Annotated in this window: 16 protein-coding genes; 12 read left to right on the forward strand and 4 right to left on the reverse strand. The window is 33.9% G+C overall.

Annotated features, from left to right (window positions below):
• Positions 1-120 precede the first annotated feature (120 nt).
• From miaB to DN393_RS10500, 11 genes are all read left to right on the forward strand, one after another.
• Positions 121-1,650 carry a tRNA (N6-isopentenyl adenosine(37)-C2)-methylthiotransferase MiaB gene (miaB, locus tag DN393_RS10450; RefSeq protein WP_149173482.1) on the forward strand — a complete coding sequence of 510 codons (1,530 nt, stop codon included), beginning with the start codon at positions 121-123 and terminating at the stop codon, positions 1,648-1,650.
• A gap of 3 nt (positions 1,651-1,653) precedes the next feature.
• Positions 1,654-2,085, forward strand: a complete 432-nt coding sequence (locus DN393_RS10455; RefSeq protein WP_000649386.1) for a YlbF/YmcA family competence regulator — start codon at positions 1,654-1,656, stop codon at positions 2,083-2,085.
• A gap of 125 nt (positions 2,086-2,210) precedes the next feature.
• Positions 2,211-2,753, forward strand: a complete 543-nt coding sequence (gene cotE, locus DN393_RS10460; RefSeq protein ID WP_001288802.1) for an outer spore coat protein CotE — start codon at positions 2,211-2,213, stop codon at positions 2,751-2,753.
• 181 nt (positions 2,754-2,934) lie between these two features.
• Complete coding sequence (gene mutS, locus DN393_RS10465; RefSeq protein ID WP_149173483.1) at positions 2,935-5,607, forward strand: DNA mismatch repair protein MutS; 2,673 nt, start codon at positions 2,935-2,937, stop codon at positions 5,605-5,607.
• Between the two features lie 8 nt (positions 5,608-5,615).
• Complete coding sequence (gene mutL, locus DN393_RS10470) at positions 5,616-7,559, forward strand: DNA mismatch repair endonuclease MutL (protein ID WP_149173484.1); 1,944 nt, start codon at positions 5,616-5,618, stop codon at positions 7,557-7,559.
• A 269-nt stretch (positions 7,560-7,828) separates the two neighbouring features.
• A complete protein-coding gene (locus DN393_RS10475) occupies positions 7,829-8,533 on the forward strand; it encodes a lantibiotic protection ABC transporter ATP-binding protein (protein WP_000138158.1) in 705 nt (234 codons plus the stop codon).
• Between the two features lie 3 nt (positions 8,534-8,536).
• A complete protein-coding gene (locus DN393_RS10480; protein WP_064475035.1) occupies positions 8,537-9,289 on the forward strand; it encodes a lantibiotic immunity ABC transporter MutE/EpiE family permease subunit in 753 nt (250 codons plus the stop codon).
• Between the two features lies 1 nt (position 9,290).
• Entirely contained in the window at positions 9,291-10,049 is a 759-nt protein-coding gene (locus tag DN393_RS10485; RefSeq protein ID WP_000279847.1) for a lantibiotic immunity ABC transporter MutG family permease subunit, read from the forward strand.
• Between the two features lie 41 nt (positions 10,050-10,090).
• Positions 10,091-10,753, forward strand: a complete 663-nt coding sequence (locus DN393_RS10490) for a response regulator transcription factor (RefSeq protein ID WP_064475036.1) — start codon at positions 10,091-10,093, stop codon at positions 10,751-10,753.
• Complete coding sequence (locus DN393_RS10495) at positions 10,741-12,102, forward strand: sensor histidine kinase (RefSeq protein ID WP_064475037.1); 1,362 nt, start codon at positions 10,741-10,743, stop codon at positions 12,100-12,102. Before DN393_RS10490 ends, DN393_RS10495 begins: the two co-directional genes overlap by 13 nt.
• Before the next feature lie 214 nt (positions 12,103-12,316).
• Positions 12,317-13,303, forward strand: coding sequence for a choloylglycine hydrolase family protein (locus tag DN393_RS10500; RefSeq protein WP_064475038.1), 987 nt, complete (start codon positions 12,317-12,319; stop codon positions 13,301-13,303).
• A 468-nt stretch (positions 13,304-13,771) separates the two neighbouring features.
• On the opposite strand, the gene DN393_RS10505 is transcribed toward DN393_RS10500, so the two are convergent.
• Positions 13,772-13,957 carry a hypothetical protein gene (locus DN393_RS10505; protein ID WP_000461129.1) on the reverse strand — a complete coding sequence of 62 codons (186 nt, stop codon included), beginning with the start codon at positions 13,955-13,957 and terminating at the stop codon, positions 13,772-13,774.
• A gap of 482 nt (positions 13,958-14,439) precedes the next feature.
• On the opposite strand from DN393_RS10505, the gene DN393_RS10510 reads away from it, so the two are divergent.
• Positions 14,440-17,223, forward strand: a complete 2,784-nt coding sequence (locus DN393_RS10510) for a dynamin family protein (RefSeq protein ID WP_064475039.1) — start codon at positions 14,440-14,442, stop codon at positions 17,221-17,223.
• A 98-nt stretch (positions 17,224-17,321) separates the two neighbouring features.
• On the opposite strand, the gene DN393_RS10515 is transcribed toward DN393_RS10510, so the two are convergent.
• The 3 genes from DN393_RS10515 to DN393_RS10530 all read right to left on the reverse strand — a co-directional run bounded on the left by DN393_RS10515 (position 17,322) and on the right by DN393_RS10530 (position 22,106).
• Complete coding sequence (locus DN393_RS10515; RefSeq protein ID WP_064475040.1) at positions 17,322-19,241, reverse strand: LTA synthase family protein; 1,920 nt, start codon at positions 19,239-19,241, stop codon at positions 17,322-17,324.
• 465 nt (positions 19,242-19,706) lie between these two features.
• Positions 19,707-21,044, reverse strand: coding sequence for an NAD(P)/FAD-dependent oxidoreductase (locus tag DN393_RS10525; RefSeq protein WP_064469397.1), 1,338 nt, complete (start codon positions 21,042-21,044; stop codon positions 19,707-19,709).
• 264 nt (positions 21,045-21,308) lie between these two features.
• Positions 21,309-22,106, reverse strand: a complete 798-nt coding sequence (locus tag DN393_RS10530) for a cell wall hydrolase (RefSeq protein ID WP_064475041.1) — start codon at positions 22,104-22,106, stop codon at positions 21,309-21,311.
• Positions 22,107-22,139: the final 33 nt, after the last annotated feature.

Below are 22,139 nucleotides of genomic sequence, written 5' to 3' on the forward strand. Positions count from 1 at the left end.
ATTACTCAAGTTTCAAAGGACAAGTTATCTCTCAAGCTATCTAACCATTTTTGAGGTGAGTCAAAGCGCATTAAAATGGACTATAGAGTGTGTATAGTTAAGGGTGAAAGGAGATTACCGATGAACGAGCAACAACGATTAGCAAGTCAACAAGCAAATTCCTCTACGAAAAAAGAAGAGAAAGATTATAGTAAATACTTTGAAAGTGTATACCAACCACCTTCCTTAAAAGACGCGAAAAAACGAGGGAAAGAAGAAGTTAAAATTGAACGGGATTTTGGCTTACCTGAAGAATTTCGCAATTTTGGTACAGGAAGAAAGTTCTATATTCGTACATATGGTTGTCAAATGAATGAGCATGATACGGAAGTAATGGCGGGTATTTTCACCGCACTTGGATATGAGCCAACCTTTTCAACTGAAGATGCAGATGTAGTTTTATTAAATACTTGTGCAATTCGTGAAAATGCTGAAAATAAAGTGTTCGGTGAACTAGGTCATTTAAAGTCATTAAAAAGAAGAAATCCGGACCTTTTAATTGGTGTATGTGGTTGTATGTCTCAAGAAGAATCTGTTGTAAATAAAATTATGCAAAAAAATCAGCATGTAGATATGGTGTTTGGAACGCATAATATTCATAGATTGCCGTATATTCTAAAAGATGCAATGTTCTCGAAGGAGACGGTAGTTGAAGTTTGGTCAAAAGAAGGGGATGTAATTGAAAACCTTCCGAAAGTACGCCGTGGTGATATTAAAGCTTGGGTAAATATTATGTATGGCTGTGATAAGTTCTGTACATATTGTATCGTGCCGTATACACGTGGAAAAGAGCGAAGCAGACGTCCAGAAGACATTATCCAAGAAATTCGTCATTTAGCTGCGAATGGTTATAAAGAAATTACGTTACTTGGCCAGAACGTAAATGCATATGGTAAAGACTTTGAAGATTTTGAATACGGACTTGGCGATTTAATGGACGAACTCCGTAAAGTTGATATTGCTCGTATTCGTTTTACAACGAGCCATCCACGTGATTTCGATGATCACTTAATTGAAGTGCTTGGAAAAGCTGGAAACTTAGTAGAACATATTCACTTACCAGTTCAATCTGGAAGCACAGATATGTTAAAAATTATGGCGCGTAAATATTCACGTGAGCATTATTTAGAACTTGTAAGAAAAATTAAAGAAGCAATTCCAAATGCAGTATTCACAACTGATATTATCGTTGGTTTCCCAAATGAAACAGATGAGCAATTTGAAGAAACGATGTCGTTATATCGTGAAGTAGGATTTGATACTGCCTTTACCTTTATTTATTCTCCGCGCGAAGGTACACCAGCTGCAAAAATGAAAGATAATGTACCGATGGAAGTGAAAAAAGAACGTCTTCAACGCTTAAATACACTAGTAAATACGTTGGCAATTGAAAAGAATAATCGTTACAAAGGTCAAATTGTAGAAGTGTTAGTTGATGGGGAAAGTAAAAATAATCCAGAAGTACTCGCAGGTTATACTCGTACGAATAAACTTGTAAACTTCATCGCTTCAAAATCTTTAATTGGTCAGCTTGTGAAAGTAAAAGTAACGGAAGCAAAAACTTGGTCTCTTAACGGGGAATTAGTTGAAGAGCCGATTGAGGTGGAATAATAGATGAAAGCATATTCGAAAGATGAAATTGTTGAACAAGCGAAAGAATTAGCAAAAATGATTTCTGAAACAGAAGAAGTTGATTTCTTTAAGAAAGCAGAGGCGCAAATTCATAAAAATGAAAATGTAAAGCGCGCAATTGATGAAATTAAAGCACTGCAAAAACAAGCAGTAAACTTGCAGCATTACGGGAAATGGGAAGCTTTGAAAAAAGTAGAAGCTGACATTGATGCATTGCAAGATAAGTTGGATAGTATCCCAGTTGTGCAAGAATTTAAATCTTCACAAACATATGTAAATGACTTACTACAGCTAGTTGCAAGTACGATTTCTAACAACGTAACAGATGAAATATTAATTTCAACTAATGGCGATGTATTGAAGGGTGAAACGGGTGCGGCGGTAGAAAGTAAAAAAGGAAATTGTGGTTGTTAAAGAGATGTCGAATTGACATCTCTTTTTTTAGTGGGTTAAACGTAAGTTCTTCTCGAAAAAAGAATGACACATTCCGCTATTGTCACGCATATGATTAAGTGAATAGTGATTGAGGAGGGTTACGAATGTCCGAATTTAGAGAGATTATTACAAAAGCAGTGGTTGGAAAAGGACGTAAGTATACAAAGTCAACGCATACATGTGAATCGAATAATGAGCCAACAAGTATTTTAGGGTGCTGGGTAATTAACCACTCGTACGAAGCAAGAAAGAATGGAAAGCATGTGGAAATTGAAGGTTTCTATGATGTGAACACTTGGTATTCATTTGATGGTAATACAAAGACAGAAGTTGTAACAGAACGTGTGAACTACACTGATGAAGTGAGTATTGGGTATCGTGATAAAAACTTTTCTGGTGATGATTTAGAAATTATTGCTCGTGTCATTCAGCCACCAAATTGTTTAGAAGCTCTTGTATCACCAAATGGTAATAAAATTGTTGTAACTGTAGAACGTGAATTTGTAACAGAAGTAGTTGGGGAAACGAAAATTTGTGTAAGTGTAAATCCTGAAGGTTGTGTAGAATCAGACGAGGATTTCCAAGTCGATGATGATGAGTTTGAAGAATTAGATCCGAACTTTATCGTCGATGCAGAAGAAGAGTAATAGAAAGCTAGGGAGAAGTTCTTCCTAGCTTTTTACTTTACATAAGTGATGCTTGAATGAACATGATTCCTTATGAAATGTGCTATAATGAGGAAAGACTCCTGAAATAGGAGATATGGATGTCCGTGAAGTGTGACATATATGAAAATTGATTACTATGTAAGAATTATGGAGGAAAAGTATGACGCAATATACCCCTATGATACAGCAATATTTAAAGGTTAAGGCAGACTATCAAGATGCCTTTTTATTTTTCCGATTAGGTGATTTTTATGAAATGTTCTTTGAAGATGCGGTTAAAGCAGCTCATGAACTTGAAATTACATTAACGAGCCGAGATGGTGGTAGTAGTGATCGTATACCGATGTGCGGTGTACCGCATCATGCAGCTAAAAATTATATTGAACAACTTGTTGAAAAAGGATATAAAGTAGCTGTTTGTGAGCAAGTGGAAGATCCAAAAACAGCTAAAGGTGTAGTGCGCCGTGAAGTCGTACAACTAATTACGCCAGGAACGATGATGGAAGGGCGTACTATTGATGAGAAAGAAAATAACTTCTTAGCAGCATTAACACATTTTGAAGATGGATCGTATGCTTTAGCTTGTAATGATTTAACGACTGGACAAAATACAGTAACGTTGTTAACAGGTTCAGTAGAAGATATTTTATTAGAAGTGTATGCAACTGGTTCAAAAGAAATTGTTGTAGATTCTACATTTTCAAAAGATGAATTAAATAAATTAACTGCAACATTAAAAATGACGATTTCGTATGAAGATGCAACAACGATTCCGGAAGGGTTAGAACATCTTGTGAAAAACGTTTCGCAAGCAAAGTTAATTAAAGCAGTTGGACGCTTATTTAACTATGTGATAAGAACGCAAAAACGTTCGTTAGACCATTTGCAACCAGTGGAAATTTATTATACGAATCAATTTATGAAAATTGATGTGCATTCAAAGCGAAATTTAGAGCTGACAGAAACACTTCGAACGAAAGAAAAAACAGGATCATTATTATGGCTATTAGATAAAACGAAAACAGCTATGGGTGGTCGTATGTTAAAACAGTGGATGGAACGTCCACTGATTCAAAAAGAAAAAGTAGAAGAGCGTTTAGAAATGGTTGAAACATTTGTAAATGATTACTTCTTACGTGAAGATTTAAAAGAAAAATTAAAAGAAGTATATGATTTAGAACGTTTAGCAGGGAAAGTTGCATTTGGTAATGTGAATGCACGGGACTTATTACAGTTAAGACGATCTTTACTTCAAGTACCAGCTATTTTAGAAGCGATTAGTCTATTAGATAATGCTTATGCAGCAAGGTTAATTCAAAGTGCGGATCCATGTGAGAGCTTAACTGAATTACTAGGAAGAAGTATTCAAGAAAACCCACCACTTTCTATTAAAGATGGAGATATTATTAAAGACGGTTATAATGACAAGCTTGATCAATATCGTTACGTTAGTAAAAACGGGAAAACGTGGATCGCTGAGCTTGAAAAACGAGAGCGTGATATTACAGGAGTTAAATCATTAAAAATCGGGTACAACCGTATTTTCGGCTACTACATTGAAGTGACGAAGGCGAATCTTGCAGCACTTCCAGAAGGCCGCTATGAGCGTAAACAAACGCTTGCTAATGCGGAACGTTTCATTACAGATGAATTGAAAGAAAAAGAAACATTAATCTTAGAAGCAGAAGAAAAAATTGTACAATTAGAATACGATTTATTTACAGCGCTTCGTGAAGAAGTAAAAGTATTTATTCCGAAATTACAACATTTAGCGAAAGTAATTAGTGAATTAGACGTACTGCAAAGTTTCGCGACAGTTAGTGAAGAAGAACAGTTTGTAAAACCTGTTTTAACAACTAAGCGCGAAATCTTTATAAAAGATGGTCGTCATCCTGTCGTTGAAAAAGTATTGAACGGGAAATTGTATGTACCGAATGATTGTATTATGCCGGAGAAGATGGATGTCTTTTTAATTACAGGACCGAACATGTCTGGTAAAAGTACGTATATGAGACAATTAGCACTTGTAACTGTTATGTCACAGATTGGTTGTTTCGTACCAGCAACAGAAGCGGTATTACCTGTATTCGATCAAATCTTTACGAGAATTGGTGCAGCGGATGATTTAATTTCGGGTCAAAGTACATTTATGGTCGAAATGTTAGAAGCGAAAAATGCAATTGCAAATGCATCAGAAAGAAGTTTAATTTTATTCGATGAAATTGGACGCGGTACATCTACTTATGATGGTATGGCACTTGCACAAGCAATCATTGAACATATTCATGACCAAATTGGTGCGAAAACGTTATTCTCTACGCATTATCATGAATTGACGGTGCTAGAAGAAAGTTTAGGACAATTGAAGAATGTACACGTTTCAGCTATTGAAGAAAACGGAAAAGTAGTATTCCTTCATAAAATTCAAGATGGAGCAGCTGATAAAAGTTACGGAATTCACGTTGCGCAACTTGCGGAGCTTCCAGATAGCTTAATCGCTCGTGCGAAAGAAGTGTTAGCGCAACTAGAAGGACAAGAAGAAATTATTATTCCAAAGCGTACAGAAGTGAAAGTACAAGAAGTGGCTCCAGAACCAGCTGTTGTAAAAGAAGAACCAGCAGAAATACAAGAGCCGAAAGTAGAGACTGAGGAAGAATCGCAATTATCATTCTTTGGTGGAGAACAGTCTTCAAAAAAACAAGACAAGTCAGTGCTAGATGCAAAAGAAACGACGGTACTTGCACAAATTAAAAAAATTGATTTACTTGATATGACACCTTTAGAGGCGATGAACGAACTGTATCGCTTGCAGAAAAAGTTAAAGAAAGGATGAGTAAGTAGATGGGGAAAATTCGCAAACTCGATGATCAACTCTCTAACTTAATTGCGGCAGGGGAAGTAGTAGAGCGCCCTGCCTCAGTCGTAAAAGAACTTGTGGAAAATTCTATCGATGCGAATAGTACATCTATTGAAATCCACTTAGAAGAAGCTGGTTTATCAAAAATTCGCATCATTGATAATGGGGATGGCATTGCAGAAGAAGATTGTATCGTCGCTTTTGAACGACATGCGACGAGCAAAATTAAAGATGAAAACGATCTGTTTCGCATTAGAACACTCGGTTTCCGCGGTGAGGCATTGCCGAGTATTGCCTCAGTTAGTGAATTAGAATTAATCACAAGCACAGGTGATGCGCCTGGTACACACCTTATGATTAAAGGTGGAGACATTATAAAGCAGGAGAAAACAGCGAGCCGAAAAGGAACAGATATTACAGTACAAAACTTATTCTTTAATACACCAGCGCGTCTTAAATATATGAAAACCATTCATACAGAGCTTGGGAATATTACGGATATCGTGTATCGTATTGCAATGTCACATCCAGAAGTATCATTAAAGCTGTTTCATAATGAAAAGAAATTGCTTCACACATCAGGAAATGGTGATGTAAGACAAGTACTTGCATCGATTTACAGCATTCAAGTTGCGAAAAAGCTTATTCCAATTGAAGCTGAATCTTTAGATTTCACAATTAAAGGTTATGTAACACTACCAGAAGTAACGAGAGCATCTCGAAATTATATGTCAACGATCGTAAATGGTCGTTACGTTCGAAATTTCGTATTAATGAAAGCAGTTCAGCAAGGATACCATACATTATTGCCAATTGGACGATATCCAATCGGTTTCTTATCGATTGAAATGGATCCAATGCTTGTTGACGTTAACGTACATCCTGCGAAATTAGAAGTCCGTTTTAGTAAAGAACAAGAATTGCTAAAACTTATCGAAGAAACATTGCAAGCAGCATTTAAAAAAATACAGCTCATCCCAGATGCAGGTGTAACAACGAAGAAAAAAGAAAAAGATGAAAGTGTGCAAGAACAGTTCAAGTTTGAGCATGCGAAGCCGAAAGAGCCATCTATGCCGGACATCATTTTACCGACGGGCATGGATGAAAAACGAGAAGAACCACTGGCTGTGAAACAGCCAGCACAACTGTGGCAACCGCCGAAACAAGAATGGCAACCAACACAGTCGCTCGTAAGAGAAGAACAAAGTTGGCAGCCATCTACTAAACCGATAATAGAAGAACCAATTCGAGAAGAGAAATCGTGGAACAGTAACGATGAAGACTTTGAATTAGAGGAATTGGAAGAAGAAGTTCAGGAAATAAAAGAGATTGAAATGAACGGTAATGACTTACCACCGCTTTATCCAATTGGACAAATGCATGGAACATATATTTTCGCTCAAAATGATAAAGGTTTATATATGATTGACCAACATGCCGCGCAGGAACGTATTAATTATGAATACTTCCGTGACAAAGTAGGAAGAGTAGCGCAAGAAGTACAAGAGCTACTTGTACCATACCGTATTGACTTATCTCTTACTGAATTTTTACGTGTCGAAGAGCAACTAGAAGAACTGAAAAAAGTTGGACTGTTCTTAGAGCAATTCGGTCATCAATCCTTTATCGTCCGCTCACATCCAACGTGGTTCCCGAAAGGACAAGAAACAGAAATTATCGACGAAATGATGGAACAAGTCGTCAAACTAAAAAAAGTTGATATTAAAAAATTACGTGAAGAAGCAGCCATCATGATGAGCTGTAAAGCGTCCATTAAAGCAAATCAATATTTAACGAACGATCAAATATTTGCTTTATTGGAAGAACTACGTACAACAACAAACCCATACACATGCCCGCACGGAAGACCAATTCTTGTGCATCATTCTACTTATGAGTTGGAGAAGATGTTTAAGAGGGTTATGTAGGGATACTGTCATTTTGGATATGATTTAATAAAAAAGAAGCGATGAAATAAATCGCTTCTTTTTTGTTTGCATTTATATTAAAAGCTTTTCATTTTTTTATAAATTTTTCATTTGTAACCATGTGTAGAAAAATCAAGTGAATCTATAGTTTCATACATATAGCATTTGAAAAAGCTTTTCCTTTTTCTCTATGTTTTTTTATTTTCCTTATAGAATCCTTATAATTGTCGTTTACTCTAGAATTACAATATACGAGGAGGAAGTTTAGGATGACTGAGATGATGTTAGAAACAAAAAATCTTTGCAAAACATTTAGAAAGCAAAGTGTAGTACAAAATATTTCGCTTTCTGTACCAAAATATGCAATTTATGGATTGTTAGGTCCTAATGGGGCAGGGAAATCGACAACTTTAAAAATGATAACAGGTATGCTTATACCTACTTCTGGTGAGATTTATTTTGATGGTCATAAATGGACGCGGCAAGATTTACATTCTATTGGTGCTTTAATTGAGTCTCCGCCACTTTATGAAAATTTAACAGCAAGAGAAAATCTGTTGGTTCGTACGACTGTTTTAGGATTACCTAAATCAAGGATTGATGAAGTATTGCATGTTGTGGAGCTAGAGAATACAGATAGGAAAAAAGCGAGGGAATTCTCTATGGGGATGAAGCAACGATTGGGAATTGCGATTGCATTGCTGAATCATCCGAAGTTTTTAATATTAGATGAACCGATGAATGGACTAGATCCTTTTGGGATTCAGGAATTAAGAAAATTAATCCTTTCCTTTCCCACAAAAGGAATTACTGTCATTTTATCCAGTCATATTTTAAGCGAAGTAAGTCAAATTGCAGATCATGTTGGGATTATCTCAGGCGGTGTGTTGGGGTATCAGGGGAAACTGAATAAGGATGATGACCTGGAAGATTTATTTGTACAAGTGGCTGGAAAGTATAGAAGGGAGGCATAAGAAATGAATTTATATATTGCATCTGAAAAAATTAAAATTAAACATACTTTTTTGAACAAACTTATATGGCTAGTTCCATTTGCCACAATACTAATTGCTTTTTTATTATCGGCGGATTATTTTCAATTATCTAGTTACAATTGGTGGTACATTACGATGCTTCCAGGAATGATTTCTTTAAGTTGTGTACTTCTTGCGGAGAAAGATAAGAAAATGAATAATCGTTCTATCTTATCGTTACCAGTTTCATTAAAACGAGTATGGATTTCTAAAGTATTACTAATTTTAGGGATTTTGAGCTTTTCATGCATACTTTTTTTCTGTGGAATCCAGTTATCTAGTTTACTATTAAATAAGGAGAACTTCCAAATCATTCCTACAGTAAATGCGCTATTAGGAAGCGTTCTTTTAATCGTTACTTTTATGTGGCAAATTCCACTCTGCTTGTTTTTAGGTAACAAAATAGGTCTATTTCCGACGCTTCTGTTGAATGTAGGGGCAAATGGAATTTTTGGAGTTGTATTGGCAACAAAAAATATTTGGATGATTAGTCCATACACATATCCAAGTAGACTTATGATTCCTATTTTGAAAATACTACCAAATGGTCTATATGCAGAAACCGGAAGTGTAACGTTCAAACCAGAACTCCTTTCCTACGATGTAATTTTGCCAGGCGTGGCAATTTCTGTCGTGTTGTTCTTTTTGTTTACTTATATGACGGCAAAATGGTTTGAAAAGCAGGAGGCAAAATAATATGGCGGTTTTGTCGAGGATAGTAAGAGCTGATTTTATAAAAATGAAACATACGATTTTTTTCTGGATACATATAGCGATGCCAATCATCGGTATTGCTCTTTTTTTAAGTTATTATTCCATTTCAAAAGTTGATTCTATAAATAAGGTTTCAGGATATATTCAAGTATTATCGATATCTTTTCCGTTGCTAATTAGCATTGTGTGCTCTTCTGTTGTGGAACAGGAGGCTGTGGCAGGGAATTTTAAAGAACTTTTATCAACGGAATACGGAAGGCGTAAAGCATTTATTAGTAAAGTATGTTTACTTTTAATATGTGGGTTTTGTTCAACTATGTTGGCAGTCGTTGGGTTTGCGGCAGGGTTTCATTCTCTGTTAGGACAAAATAACTTTCCATTTGCTTTGTATGTTGAAATTTCCTTCATTCTTTTTGGTTGTCAAATCTTTATGTATATATGGCATCTGTTCTTAAATTTTCGCTTTAGTAAAGGTGCTTCCATTGGGATTGGAATTATAGAAAGCTTGCTGGTAGCTTTAATGCTTACAGGGATGGGAGATGTGATTTGGAAATACACGCCATGTGCGTGGAGTGTGAGATTATGCAATTATTTTTTGGAGCACAAATTGAGCCCCGCTTCTATTCATGTCTTACAAGTAGAGGGGAAAATTGGAGCAGTGATTTGCGTTTGTTTCACGATCATTGCATTTGTTATTTCCCTTGTATGGTTTTCCTTTTATGAAGGCCGTAAAGAAATGTAAGTGCATTTGTATTATAATGGAAGTGAGAGGAGGGATTCTATATGGCAAGAATATTAGCAATTGATGATGAAGAAGGCATCCTTTATATTATAAAAAGTGCTTTAGAGAAAGAAGGCCATGAGGTAACTGCCGTTAGTAATCCTCTTACTATACCAAAGGAGAAATTTTGTCATTATGATTTAATTCTATTAGATGTCATGATGCCAGAAATAGATGGTTTTACACTTTGTAAGGAAATACGGGATTTGGTTGATAGTCCAATTGTATTTCTAACAGCCAAAACAATGGAGAAGGATCTGATCACAGGGCTTAGTCTCGGTGGAGATGACTATATTACAAAACCTTTTGGAATTGGAGAACTGCGTGCGAGGGTATCCGCACATGTAAGGCGTGAGCATAGAGAAAAGCAAAATGCATTTTTCCTGTCAGGTCTTACATTTCATCTGTCATGTAAAGAAATATGGCATGACGATACATCTATCGCATTTACGAAAAGTGAGTATGGAATTTGCGAATATTTAGCTTTGAATCATGGACAAGTATTTTCAAGAGAAAAGATTTACGAAAATGTTTTTGGTTATGAGGGAGAAAGTGATAACCAAGTAATTGTGGAACATATTAAAAATATCCGTCAAAAATTATGTAAGCATAACATGAATCCAATAGAAACAGTATGGGGAATTGGTTATAAATGGAGAAAGTGAAAAAGCAAGTCAATCTTAGTAAGATTTTAATACAGTATATTTTTGCATTTTCAATAGGGACGATTGCATTAGTTACTTTTTTTATGATTCTATTCCAAGTTGGAGTTAACGCAGAGGTAATCTTGCCAGCAAATTATTATGAAAAGCAGATTGAGTCGCAAAGAGATGCTATAGTTAAAGCGGAGCAGGACGATGATCAAATTTTAAAGCAATATAAATATGTTGTGTATGATTTTTCTGGAAACGTTATTCAAGGGAGTATTAATAAAGATTATGCGGGACAAATATGGAATAACATACATAAGGATGAAAAAGGTGATAGTAAGTACTACTATGCAGTTATAGAACGTGATAAAGATATTTGTGTCATTCTATATACGTTACATGCTACTTTTAAAAATCCTTTTTTGAAGAAGTATTTACCAAGTCCGGAAGTTTGTGAAATTGTTCTTTTTATTCTATTATTTGTTGCCGAAGTGATATTTCTATCTCGCTCTTTTGGTAAAACATTGTCAAAGGAAATGCTGATTTTGAGAAATGTAACAGATAAAATTCAAAAGGAAGATTTAGATTTTCAAGTGGAACAATCTAAAATAAAAGAAGTGAATGAAGTATTAACTTCTTTAGTAAAAATGAAAGATGAATTAAATCATTCGTTACGTACACAGTGGAATATGGAAACAAATAGAAGAGAGCAGATTGCTGCTTTGGCACATGACATTAAAACGCCATTAACGATATTGAGAGGGAATGCAGAGCTATTAAATGAATCAATGCTAGATTCAAATCAGAAGAAATGTAATGAGCATATTTTGAAAAGTATTGATGAGATGGAAATATATATGAAATCTTTGCTCGATATTACGAAATGTGAGGAAGGCGCTTCACTTCAATTCAAGCAAACAGATCTCCGCGACTTTATTCGTAATATTATAGAAGAAAGTGCAATTTGTGTTTTAGGCAAACAGTTAAATCTAATTGAAAATGTTCAGGACATACCAAATTTTATTCCTATTGACGAGACCGCTTTGAAAAGAGCAATTATGAATATAATGATGAATGCAATTGAATATTCTCCAACAAAGGGTGACTTGATGTTCTCAGTGGAAATGATTAGTGAAAAACTGCAATTTATTGTAGAGGACTCGGGAAGAGGGTTTACAGAAGAGGAAATGCATTCAGCTACAGAGCAGTTTTATAGAGGAGATAAAAGTAGAAACTCCAAAGATCATCATGGAATGGGGTTATACATTGCTAAAAGCTTTGCAAAGCAACACGGTGGAAACCTTTACTTAAGTAATTCGGAAAAGCTGCACGGTGCAAAAGTTGTTTTGGAAATATCAGCGTAGTAGAGAGGGTACAGATTATAACAAGTCGCTCCTTTTTAATATAATTCTTTTGCAACTACATTTTAAAAATTCATTTATAAACTAGAGATAACCTCAACCTATTTGTACTTTATATGTGCCTTCTCAATTTTTTTGTAAGGAAAGAGGTTTTCAATTTACAGATTTATCAGAATTATGTAAAGTGTAGATAAAACCATAAAACGGGGTGTTCTTTATGTGTACTAGTTTGACATTACAGACAAAAAACGGTCAGCATCTTTTTGCAAGAACGATGGACTTCACATTAGATATGAATCAAGAAGTAATAATCATTCCTCGACATTACCAGTGGAATAATATAACTGGTGAAATTATTAATACGAAACATGCTACGGTCGGAATGGGGATTAATCATCACGGAAGGGTCATTATGGCGGACGGAGTAAATGAAGCTGGTATGACATGTGCAACACTCTATTTTCCAGGATTCGCTGCTTATAGTCAAAGCATAGATGACAACAAAACGAATTTGGCTCCATTTGATTTTGTGACTTGGAGTCTCACGCAATTCAATTCTGTCAAAGAGTTAAAGAAATCTGTAGATAGCCTTACCTTTTTGGATATACCATTACCGGATTTAGGACTTACGCCACCACTACATTGGATTTTAGCGGATAAATGGGGAGATTGTATTGTACTGGAGCCGACAAATGAAGGATTAAAAATGTATGATAACCCACTAGGAGTGATGACGAATAGTCCGGAGTTTAATTGGCATTTGCAAAATTTAAGACAATATATAGGCCTTAAATCGCAGCCATTCGCGCCAACTGAGTGGAGTAACTTATCATTAAGTGCTTTTGGTCAGGGCTCAGGCTCAATGGGACTTCCAGGGGATTTCACCCCGCCATCAAGGTTTGTGCGAGCAGCATATGGCAAACAAAACATTCAAGGTATAGATAGTGAAGAAGAGGGAGTATCGGCCCTATTTCATATTTTATCAAATTGCGAGGTTCCTAAAGGCGGAGTAATAACAGAAGAAGGTGCATTAGATAATACCATATATACAAGCGTAATGTGTATGGAGTCCGGAACATATTATTATCATACCTACGATTGTAGACAAATTATAGCCATTCATTTATTTCATGAAAATTTAGATACAAATGAGATTAAAGCCTATCCGTTCCAACGGAAACAAAAAATATTTTATGAAAATTAGGTAGCTTTGAAACAATGTTTGGTAAATATAATAGAGCAATAATGCCTATATAATTCTTGGGTACTTCTTTAACTTTGTGATTCACCATAGATCTACTCCTTTCTTCAATGACTCCAACAAGTAAAACTTTGCTGGTAGAAGCATTGGCTAAGGTGCAGTGATGGTGGACTTTATTGCCTAATGTATTTGAATAGTATTATCCTGAATATCTCTAAAAACGCTAAGAAACTTATTTCTTCTAGAAGGCCCATTAAAGTGCTATTAGGTAAAATGAACATGGACGTACTCCATTTATAAATAGTAAAGAACAAAAAAGGTGTGGAAAATATCCATACCTTTTTTGTTTTTCTATTATCTATGTATAAAAAAGCGCTGTATATCAGCACTTTTTAAAAGTACATGAGCTGTATAAAAAGTATAAATTACTTAAAACGTAACTATGCAGCGTCAAAATGAAGAACTATACGCTTATTTATTTTTATTATTATTAATTTTTTCCGTATATAACACTTGTTCTTTATAGTGTTTTTTAATTGGGAAAGTATGTGTACCAGAGCCGTTTTTGAAAGTTTTATTGATGGGGTTTTTTAGCGGGATTGTTGTAGTTTCAGTAAATTCATATGGGTAATTTATTTTAGATTTATCTTCAAACATGAAAATGCCTCCTTTTAGGATTTCCTGAATTCTTTACTATAACATGATATGCATATAGATTTTTTTTGGACTAGTTATTTATATAGGTTAATGGAATTAAATTACGTAACTACTGAAATATTTCAAAGGAAAACAATGTGAGAAATATATGATAATGCTTCTTTTATTTATTAGGGAAGGAAATATTGCATATATATTCGTTATAAATTGTTTTTATAATATGGTTTATATAGATTTTTCCTGATAATATAATGCGGGAGATTATAGTCTTATTAGGTTATTAGGAACATTTAATGCTGTTTCACAACTGAAAGGAAAATGAAAAAAAACTGAAACTTTTCTCATAAAAATTCAATCTAACTTAAAAAATGAAAGGAAAATGAAATTTTCCAAAAGATATTCTTTGTTAAGATAAAAAGCATACATACAAAAAGTATTGACATATCTTAAAAATGTATTTTCAAGATATAGTGGGGGAAAAGATGAGAGTAGAAAAACAATTAATAAAAAAGATGTATTATGAAACATTCCTAATGGAGAATGAAACAAAACCACCTATTGACGTACTTGGAGAAGCTTATGTAAACGAAGAAAGAAATGAGATTTCTGATGGATCTTACATTCGTTTTGCACAAGGTGAATTTTATTATCGCCATCAAGATTTTGAAGCAGCTATTTTTAAATGGGAGAAGGTTAGTAATGAATTAGCACCATGGGCACAAAAAAATATTGCCGATGCTTATTTCGAGCTTAATCAATTACCAGTTGCTGAAAATGTTTATACTTCCATTACTACTGATAATATAATATTGATGACGGAGATTAGATTACAATTACTTTCTCTTTACATAGAGCAAAATAATTTTGACTCTGCTTTCGCTGTTATTAAAGAAGCAGTTTCTTTAAATCCGGATTATCCAAATGTTACAAAAATTGCACGTTCCTTTTATGAGGAGCAGCAAGATTTTGATAGTGCAGTAGAGCTTGCTGTCAATGAGTTAATTCGAACAGAATCTTATCCGTGGTTTGAGGTTTTAAAAGGATATATCGATAAAAGATTTACTAAACATATTTCACCAGATTATTTTTATGAAGTATTAGTTACGTTAAATAATGTAGATCAAGTACAATTTACGCAAATGGTTTCATCACTTTGGAATAGTTATAAAAACGAACAAAATTACTTATCATGGCTTAACACAATAAATGAATTTTTCTTACATATTGAAATACATTCGTCCGATATATGGGACAAAATTTCTTCTCTTTACGAAGGAACGTACTTTGAATTAATTCAAGGTCAATATAAGCTTAAACAATTACACGACATCATTCCAAACTTGTTAACAAATTGGTTAAAGGTAGTCAATCCATCTTATGCTGTATTTCCATCTGCAGCTGTGTTGGCATGGGATGAGATTTTCCCTTCTAAAATAGATGCAGCAAATATAAAACATGCTGAAAACCTGTTGTTATATTCTATTAATCATGTGAACGGCTTAGAGTATAGTTTGCATCTTTTTGAATCTATTACAGAGTGGGCACAAAAGCATAATATAGAAATGGGTCACCGATTTAGATGGTTAGTTGGCGAGCTCGCAGATTTAAGCACAAATCGCATTTTAGTAACGGGAACTTCAGGAAACGGAAAAACTACATTTATTAACTCTATATTAGGAGAAAATATATTAGAAAAATCAATTTCAAATGTAGTAGTTTTAAAAAATGATGAGCATACAGAAATTAACGCCATAACAGACTCTACAATTACAACAACGGAAGATGTCTCTGATTACTATAATATGATGTCTCAGCACCATCAAACATATAGAGATAGAGCGTGTGTTGAATTTAAATTACCATGCAGATTTTTAAGTGAAAATAAACTTACATTTGTAGTTACACCTGGCTTTAATAGAAATAACGATACTAGGGATGAGATATTCGAATATTTAAATTCTGTAGACGAATTACTATTCGTATTAAATGCGGATTCACCTTTTACTGACAAAGAACGTGATATTCTATTAAGCATTCAAGAACATACACCAAATTTACAAATTCATTTCTTATTAAATAAAATCGATAACATATACAGTGATGCAGAAGTGAAAAGAGTATTACATGATACGCAAGCGAGAATAAACACATATTTCCCGCATGCGAGAATTTTCCCTTACTCTTCGCTATATACAAGTAGTCAACAATTAAATGATTTAACTGAGTTTATTCATTTTAACTGTAATCATAAAAATATCGATGCAGAACGTACGGAAAAGCTATTGTTTTTCATTCGAAAAACAATTACATATCTTTTGGATAAACGCGTTGAGAAAGAAAATAATCTAGTGGATGCGATTAATTGGAACGAAGATATGCTAGTGAAACTAAATGGTAGTATTAATAATCTTACTGCTTTTGAGAAGGAAAAAATTCATTTCATTACAAAATCATATCGTACAATGAAAACTGAAATTATGAATGACCTTACTGAAAATATTCCGAAGATATTACAGAGTTGTTCGGATTTAATTAGTGAAGAAAGCGATTTCGGGCACATTGATACGGAACTAAATAAAGCGATGAATGAAAGAGTACATAAATATTTAGAGCAAACTGTATTACCTAATTTTGCTCTTTCTATGCAAAATTGGATTGCGATTTCTAATAATGAGCTCCTTCAAAGTCAATCGTACTTAGAAGAACTTAGTGAAGGGCTTAATTCTTTATTTGGAGAAAATCGAATACAGTTAGAATGTGATTTTAAAGTGCTTGATGACTGGCGCAGAGATACTGACAGAATGACGACTAGAATACAAATGGATGAAGTAAATATTTTACGTCGCTTTACGCCAGCGCAATTTTTACTGAAAAGTGCCGGTAAATTATTTGGAGTTCTTCCTAAAAACAAAGGTATGCTATATAACAAATACAAACAGTATGTAGAAAATGAAGATTATACCGAGGTAACGGCTTCTATTATGAAGAAATTTTTCTTGCAATTTGAGCTATTTGAAAACACGCAAGAGCGGGATATTAACATATTCTTTAGAAATCCATTTAACTCCTTGAAACAAGCTGTAGAAAACACTCATTTAGAAATACAAGAAAAACAAGAGATGTTACATAAGATGAAATCACAACCTGAAGTTTATCAAGATTCTATCATGCTCTTTGAATTGAGATTACGTCAATGTGAAGTAATTTTAAATATAGGTGATGATCATACCTATACAGATGTAACTTTAGAAACAAGCGTAGAATAAAAGTAAAATATACGAGGTTTTTATATGACATTGCATCATATGTTATAAGAGAGTGAAAGGGAGCAACTGTAATAAGTTGCTCCCTTTTCGTATTTAGATTATTTTTCAGTCTCTTTAATTTTAGTTTGTACTTTGCCAGTTTTAATTTTATTACTTTCTGAGAAACGTAATAAATCGCCTTCAATAATTTTGTCGGACATTCGTAATTCATTTTGTGCACGGTTAATGAGTGCTTGTGCTTCTTTTTTTGGTAAATCTACAATTTCACCTGTTATGCGGTCATAGAAAGTATTGTTTGTGTATGCATACTTGTCTGTAATAAAGCTACCATCACGTAAAACGACAAAACCGGCATATTCATCTGAAAACATATCATGACCAAAACGGATATCGTTCGTAGTATCAATCCCTAATAAATTTAGAATAGTAGGTTTCATATCGATTTGTCCCGTAGGCTTTGAAATCGTTTGACCTTCTGTTTGGCCAGGTACATGAATATATAAAGGTGTGCGTTGTAAATTTAAAGTATCAAATTCTGTTATTTGATCTTTTTCTAAAAACTGTGCCATTGCACGATTATGTTTTTCAGAAATACCATAATGATCACCATACAACACAATAATAGAATCATCATACATTCCTTCGGCTTTTAAACGCTCAATAAACTTTTTAATTGATTCGTCTAAGTAACGTGCTGTTACGATATAACGATCAAATACGCCATTACCAGAGTTATATGGTTCAATGAATTTTGTATCTTCATCATACGTAAATGGATAATGGTTCGTTAACGTAAGGAAACGAGCGTAAAATGGTTGATCAACAGTTTTTAATATATCTACTGATTGATCGAAGTATTCGATATCTTTTAATCCCCAATTTAAATTTGTTTCGGGTGTAATTTTGTAATCAAGTTCGTTATAGTAACGATCATAACCAAGAGCGGAGTACATAATATTACGATTCCAAAATGTTGCGTTATTCGCATGGAATACAGAAGTGAAATAACCTTGCTGACGTAAAATTTCTGGAGTCGCAGTATAATCATTGTTACCGTGTGTGAAAAATACAGCTCCTCGATTTAATGGATACAATGACGTATCGATTAGAAATTCAGAATCGGATGTTTTTCCTTGCCCAGTTTGGTGGAAAAAGTTATCGAAGTAATAGCTTTCATTTATGAATTCATTCAAGAATGGTGTAACTTCTTGACCGTTAACTGATGCGCCTATTAAAAAGGTTTGTAGAGATTCAAGAGTGACAACAATTACGTTTTTTCCTTTTGCTGCACCAAACATGTTAGGGTTTGGCTCACTTTGGTTTGCCTTTACGTAGTTTTCAGTTTCTTGTAATTTACTACTATCAGCAAGTGCTTTTTGTGATCCTGCTTTTACTTGTAGTGTTAAATCATATACTTGATGAGTGTATAGTCCCAAATTTTTAACAAGCATGACTCGGTCGAATGATCTCGTTAATAGTTCAGGGCGTTCTTTTTCTGCAAGGTGTAGATTCGCAAAAAATACACCAAACGTTAAGAGAAAATATAACAAGCGTGCCGGATGAGTTACACGTCCTGTTTGGAAGACTAGTGCCTTCTTCTTTAACAAAATAAAGAAGAAAATAATGTCTACGAAAGCGAGTATAATTTTATAGTTCAATATTTCTATAATACTGCCGCCTAATTGGCCAAAGTTTGATGTTTGTCCAAGTACTGGTAACGTAACGAAATCACTATAAAAATCATAGAACATTACATTCCCAACAAGTATGATTGTTAATAAGAGATTAATACATAGCGCTATATAATTTCGCTTTTCACCGGTTGCAAATAATGCTAATCCGACAAAAGCTAATGATGCAGCGAGAGGGCTAATAAACAAAATAAGCTCTTGCGTTGAAGACTCAATTTTTAAATCAAAACTGAATCTTGTAATAAGATATGTTTTTAACCATACTGCTAAAGCAATTATTAAAACAAAGCTTATATTTTGCATTTGTAAATTGATTTTATTTTTCATTTTTACACCTTCTTTATACAATTTATTTAACTTGTGTTATATATTATATTTTCATAACTATTAGAGTGTAATGTACCATTTAATGGTTTCTAAAGGTAACAATATGAAGTATTCATATACGTACAATGAGGAATTTTAAAGCGCAAATCTATTTTGGGAAACAGAACAGAAAAAGTCATAGTTGTAGTAAAAAATACTTATAGACATCCTAACATATTAAACACTATGATGATGTTACAAAATACCGAACAAATGAAAGTGGAAATGAATAGAGGCTTTTAAAACTGTTGACATTCAATTTTTTAGAATTGAATGTCGATAGTTTTACCATACATAGTTATGTTAAAAATGTATCTCGTAAAATCCCGATTTTTGGCGGGATAATCATTAGCGAGGGAAGGACAAGGTACATAAATAAAGCGTTATGGAAGTTAAAATATTTGATTGATATCTTAATGAAAGAAATTAAATATGAGATAAATATTTTCCAACATACAACCCACTTGCAGCAGCTTGAGATAATGAATGAGTGACGCCTGAACAATCTCCAACTAAAAATAGTCCATGCACACTTGTTTCAAAATGGTTATTGATTTTTATCGTAGGAGCATAGAACTTTCCGTCAATTCCATATAACAAAGTATCTTTATCGATCGGTTCTTTGATAAATCGTTCTAAGCGTAATAAAAACTCTTTTAGTCCTTCAATATATAATGGGGGAATTTCTGTATTCAAATCTCCATAATCTCCTTGTAGTGTAGGTTGTATACGGTTATGTTTCATGTCGTTCTTTATTGTAGGTTGTTTATTTAGTAAGTCCTCTAAGCGCTGTATAACAATCCGATCTCGTCCTTGGTTAATGTTTTTTATAATTGAACTTGCGTATACATTTGCTTCTTTGAGAGTTGAAAAATAGCGCGGGATAAATAAAGTGAAATTTAAGTTAGGTGTGCCAGTTCCTTCCTCTCGAAAATTTTGACCGTCAGGCATAACTAAACCTTCTTCGTACTTTCTAATGATGCGTCCTTTTGGATTCATACAGTACGTAGTTGCGGTGAAGTGTTCATGCTCATAAGAAAGTTTTGTCTCAAATGTATCTTTTAATATAGAACGTAATTGGTGTTCTTTCATCTCTACTCTAATCCCTAAATCTACACGAGTTTGCTCCTGAGAAATTTTAAGAGAAGTGCACATTTCTTTTAACCAATCCGCTCCGGAACGCCCAGTTGCAAACACTAGTTGCTTAGATTCAACTATTCCTTCATTTGTCTCTATTGTAAAATGATCTTTCTGTTTCATAATATGTTGTACATCTATATGAAATTGAATATTTATTTTTGTAAGTAAAAATTCATAGAGCTGCTGAAAAATGTCACTTGAAAGGGTAGTACCAAGATGCCTTACTTCTGTTGTTAGCATTTGTAAACCACACGTTTCAGCTCTCTTATTGAGATTTGGATTTTCTGTAGAGTATTTTGAAACAGAACTTCCTCCGAACTGACATAGAATTTCATCTACTTCAGCCATGAGTTGAATAAAGCTTTCTTTACCGACTTTTTGCTCAAGTTCTCCGCCAAATCCGTTTGTATAATTAAATTTCCCTTCAGATTTTCCTAAACCACCAAACCCGAAATATTTATCACATGTAGTACAAGTACACACTTTTCCTTCGTCTAAAGGACAATGGCGATCTTCTAGCGCTTTACCTTTATCAAGAATTAAAACCTTTTTGTTACTTTTAGCTAGTGAATAAGCCATAAAAATGCTACTTACTCCAGCACCGATAATTGTAACATCATACATATTTTTTCACCTACTAACGAATAATTTGTTTTTATTTTTCTAGTGTATAACAATTTTATGAAGTTAAGAAATAGCTTTTATTAATAAAGAGGGAGTTTTTGAACTGGATGCTTTTTTAATTTCTCCGAGTGGTGGGGTAAATACAAATGTTTTTATTTGAAAGAAGAAATAGTTTTAAATGATCACTATGTCATATGATTAATAAAATCTAACATATAAAAAACAGACCTTCCAAGTGAAGAGGTCTGTTAATGATTTTAAATGTTATTTAGCAAACACATGGTTACCAATTACTGCTACTGTTTGACGTGTCGTAATCCATTTGTCTGTTGATGTTTTCGGATTGTAGAAATAAAGCCAATCAGAATGTATTCCATTTGTGGAGATAGCTTCTTCTACTGCCATTTTTGCTTCTGGGCTTGCAGGATGATTGATTCTTCCATCTGTAACAGGAGTAAAGGCATATCCGTATTTAATAGGTTCATAAATAACGCCTGTTATTGTATTTGGAAAACCTTTTGCATTTACACGATTTAGTATAACTTTTGCTACAGCCACTTTTCCTTTATAGGATTCGCCACCTGCTTCAGCGGTAACTAAGCGTGCCATTAAGTCTTTTTCTTTTTCTGAAATGCTTGAGTTAATTTTTAGATGTTGCCCTGTATAAAGCTTGTTTCCGACTGTATTGTTAATTTGTTTTATAGATTGAACGGTAACATTGTAACGCTTTGCTATCGTTTCTAATGAATCTCCCTGTTGTACTTGATAAATAATTTGTCCAGATATGTTCGCAGGTTTGGCGTTTTGACGAACGGTGATTTCATTTGAGTTCGTAGACCCTGGAATATGTAACTGTTCACCAATAAAAGCTTGATCGTTTCCTTTATTATTAGCCTGTTTAATGGATTGTATTGAAACTCCGTATTGTTTACTAATGCCCCAAAGTGTATCATTCTTTTTTACTGTATGAATGGTAGATGCTTCAGCTATGCCTTGATTACATACGAATGTAATTGCCGCTGCAGATAAAGGGAGTATATGTTTTATTTTTAATAATTTCATTGTAAATCCTCCTAGAAAAAATTAAGGTGAAAC

It is taken from the genome of Bacillus sp. BPN334, from assembly GCF_008368885.1.
In the GTDB taxonomy this organism is placed as follows: Bacteria; Bacillota; Bacilli; order Bacillales; family Bacillaceae_G; genus Bacillus_A; species Bacillus_A wiedmannii.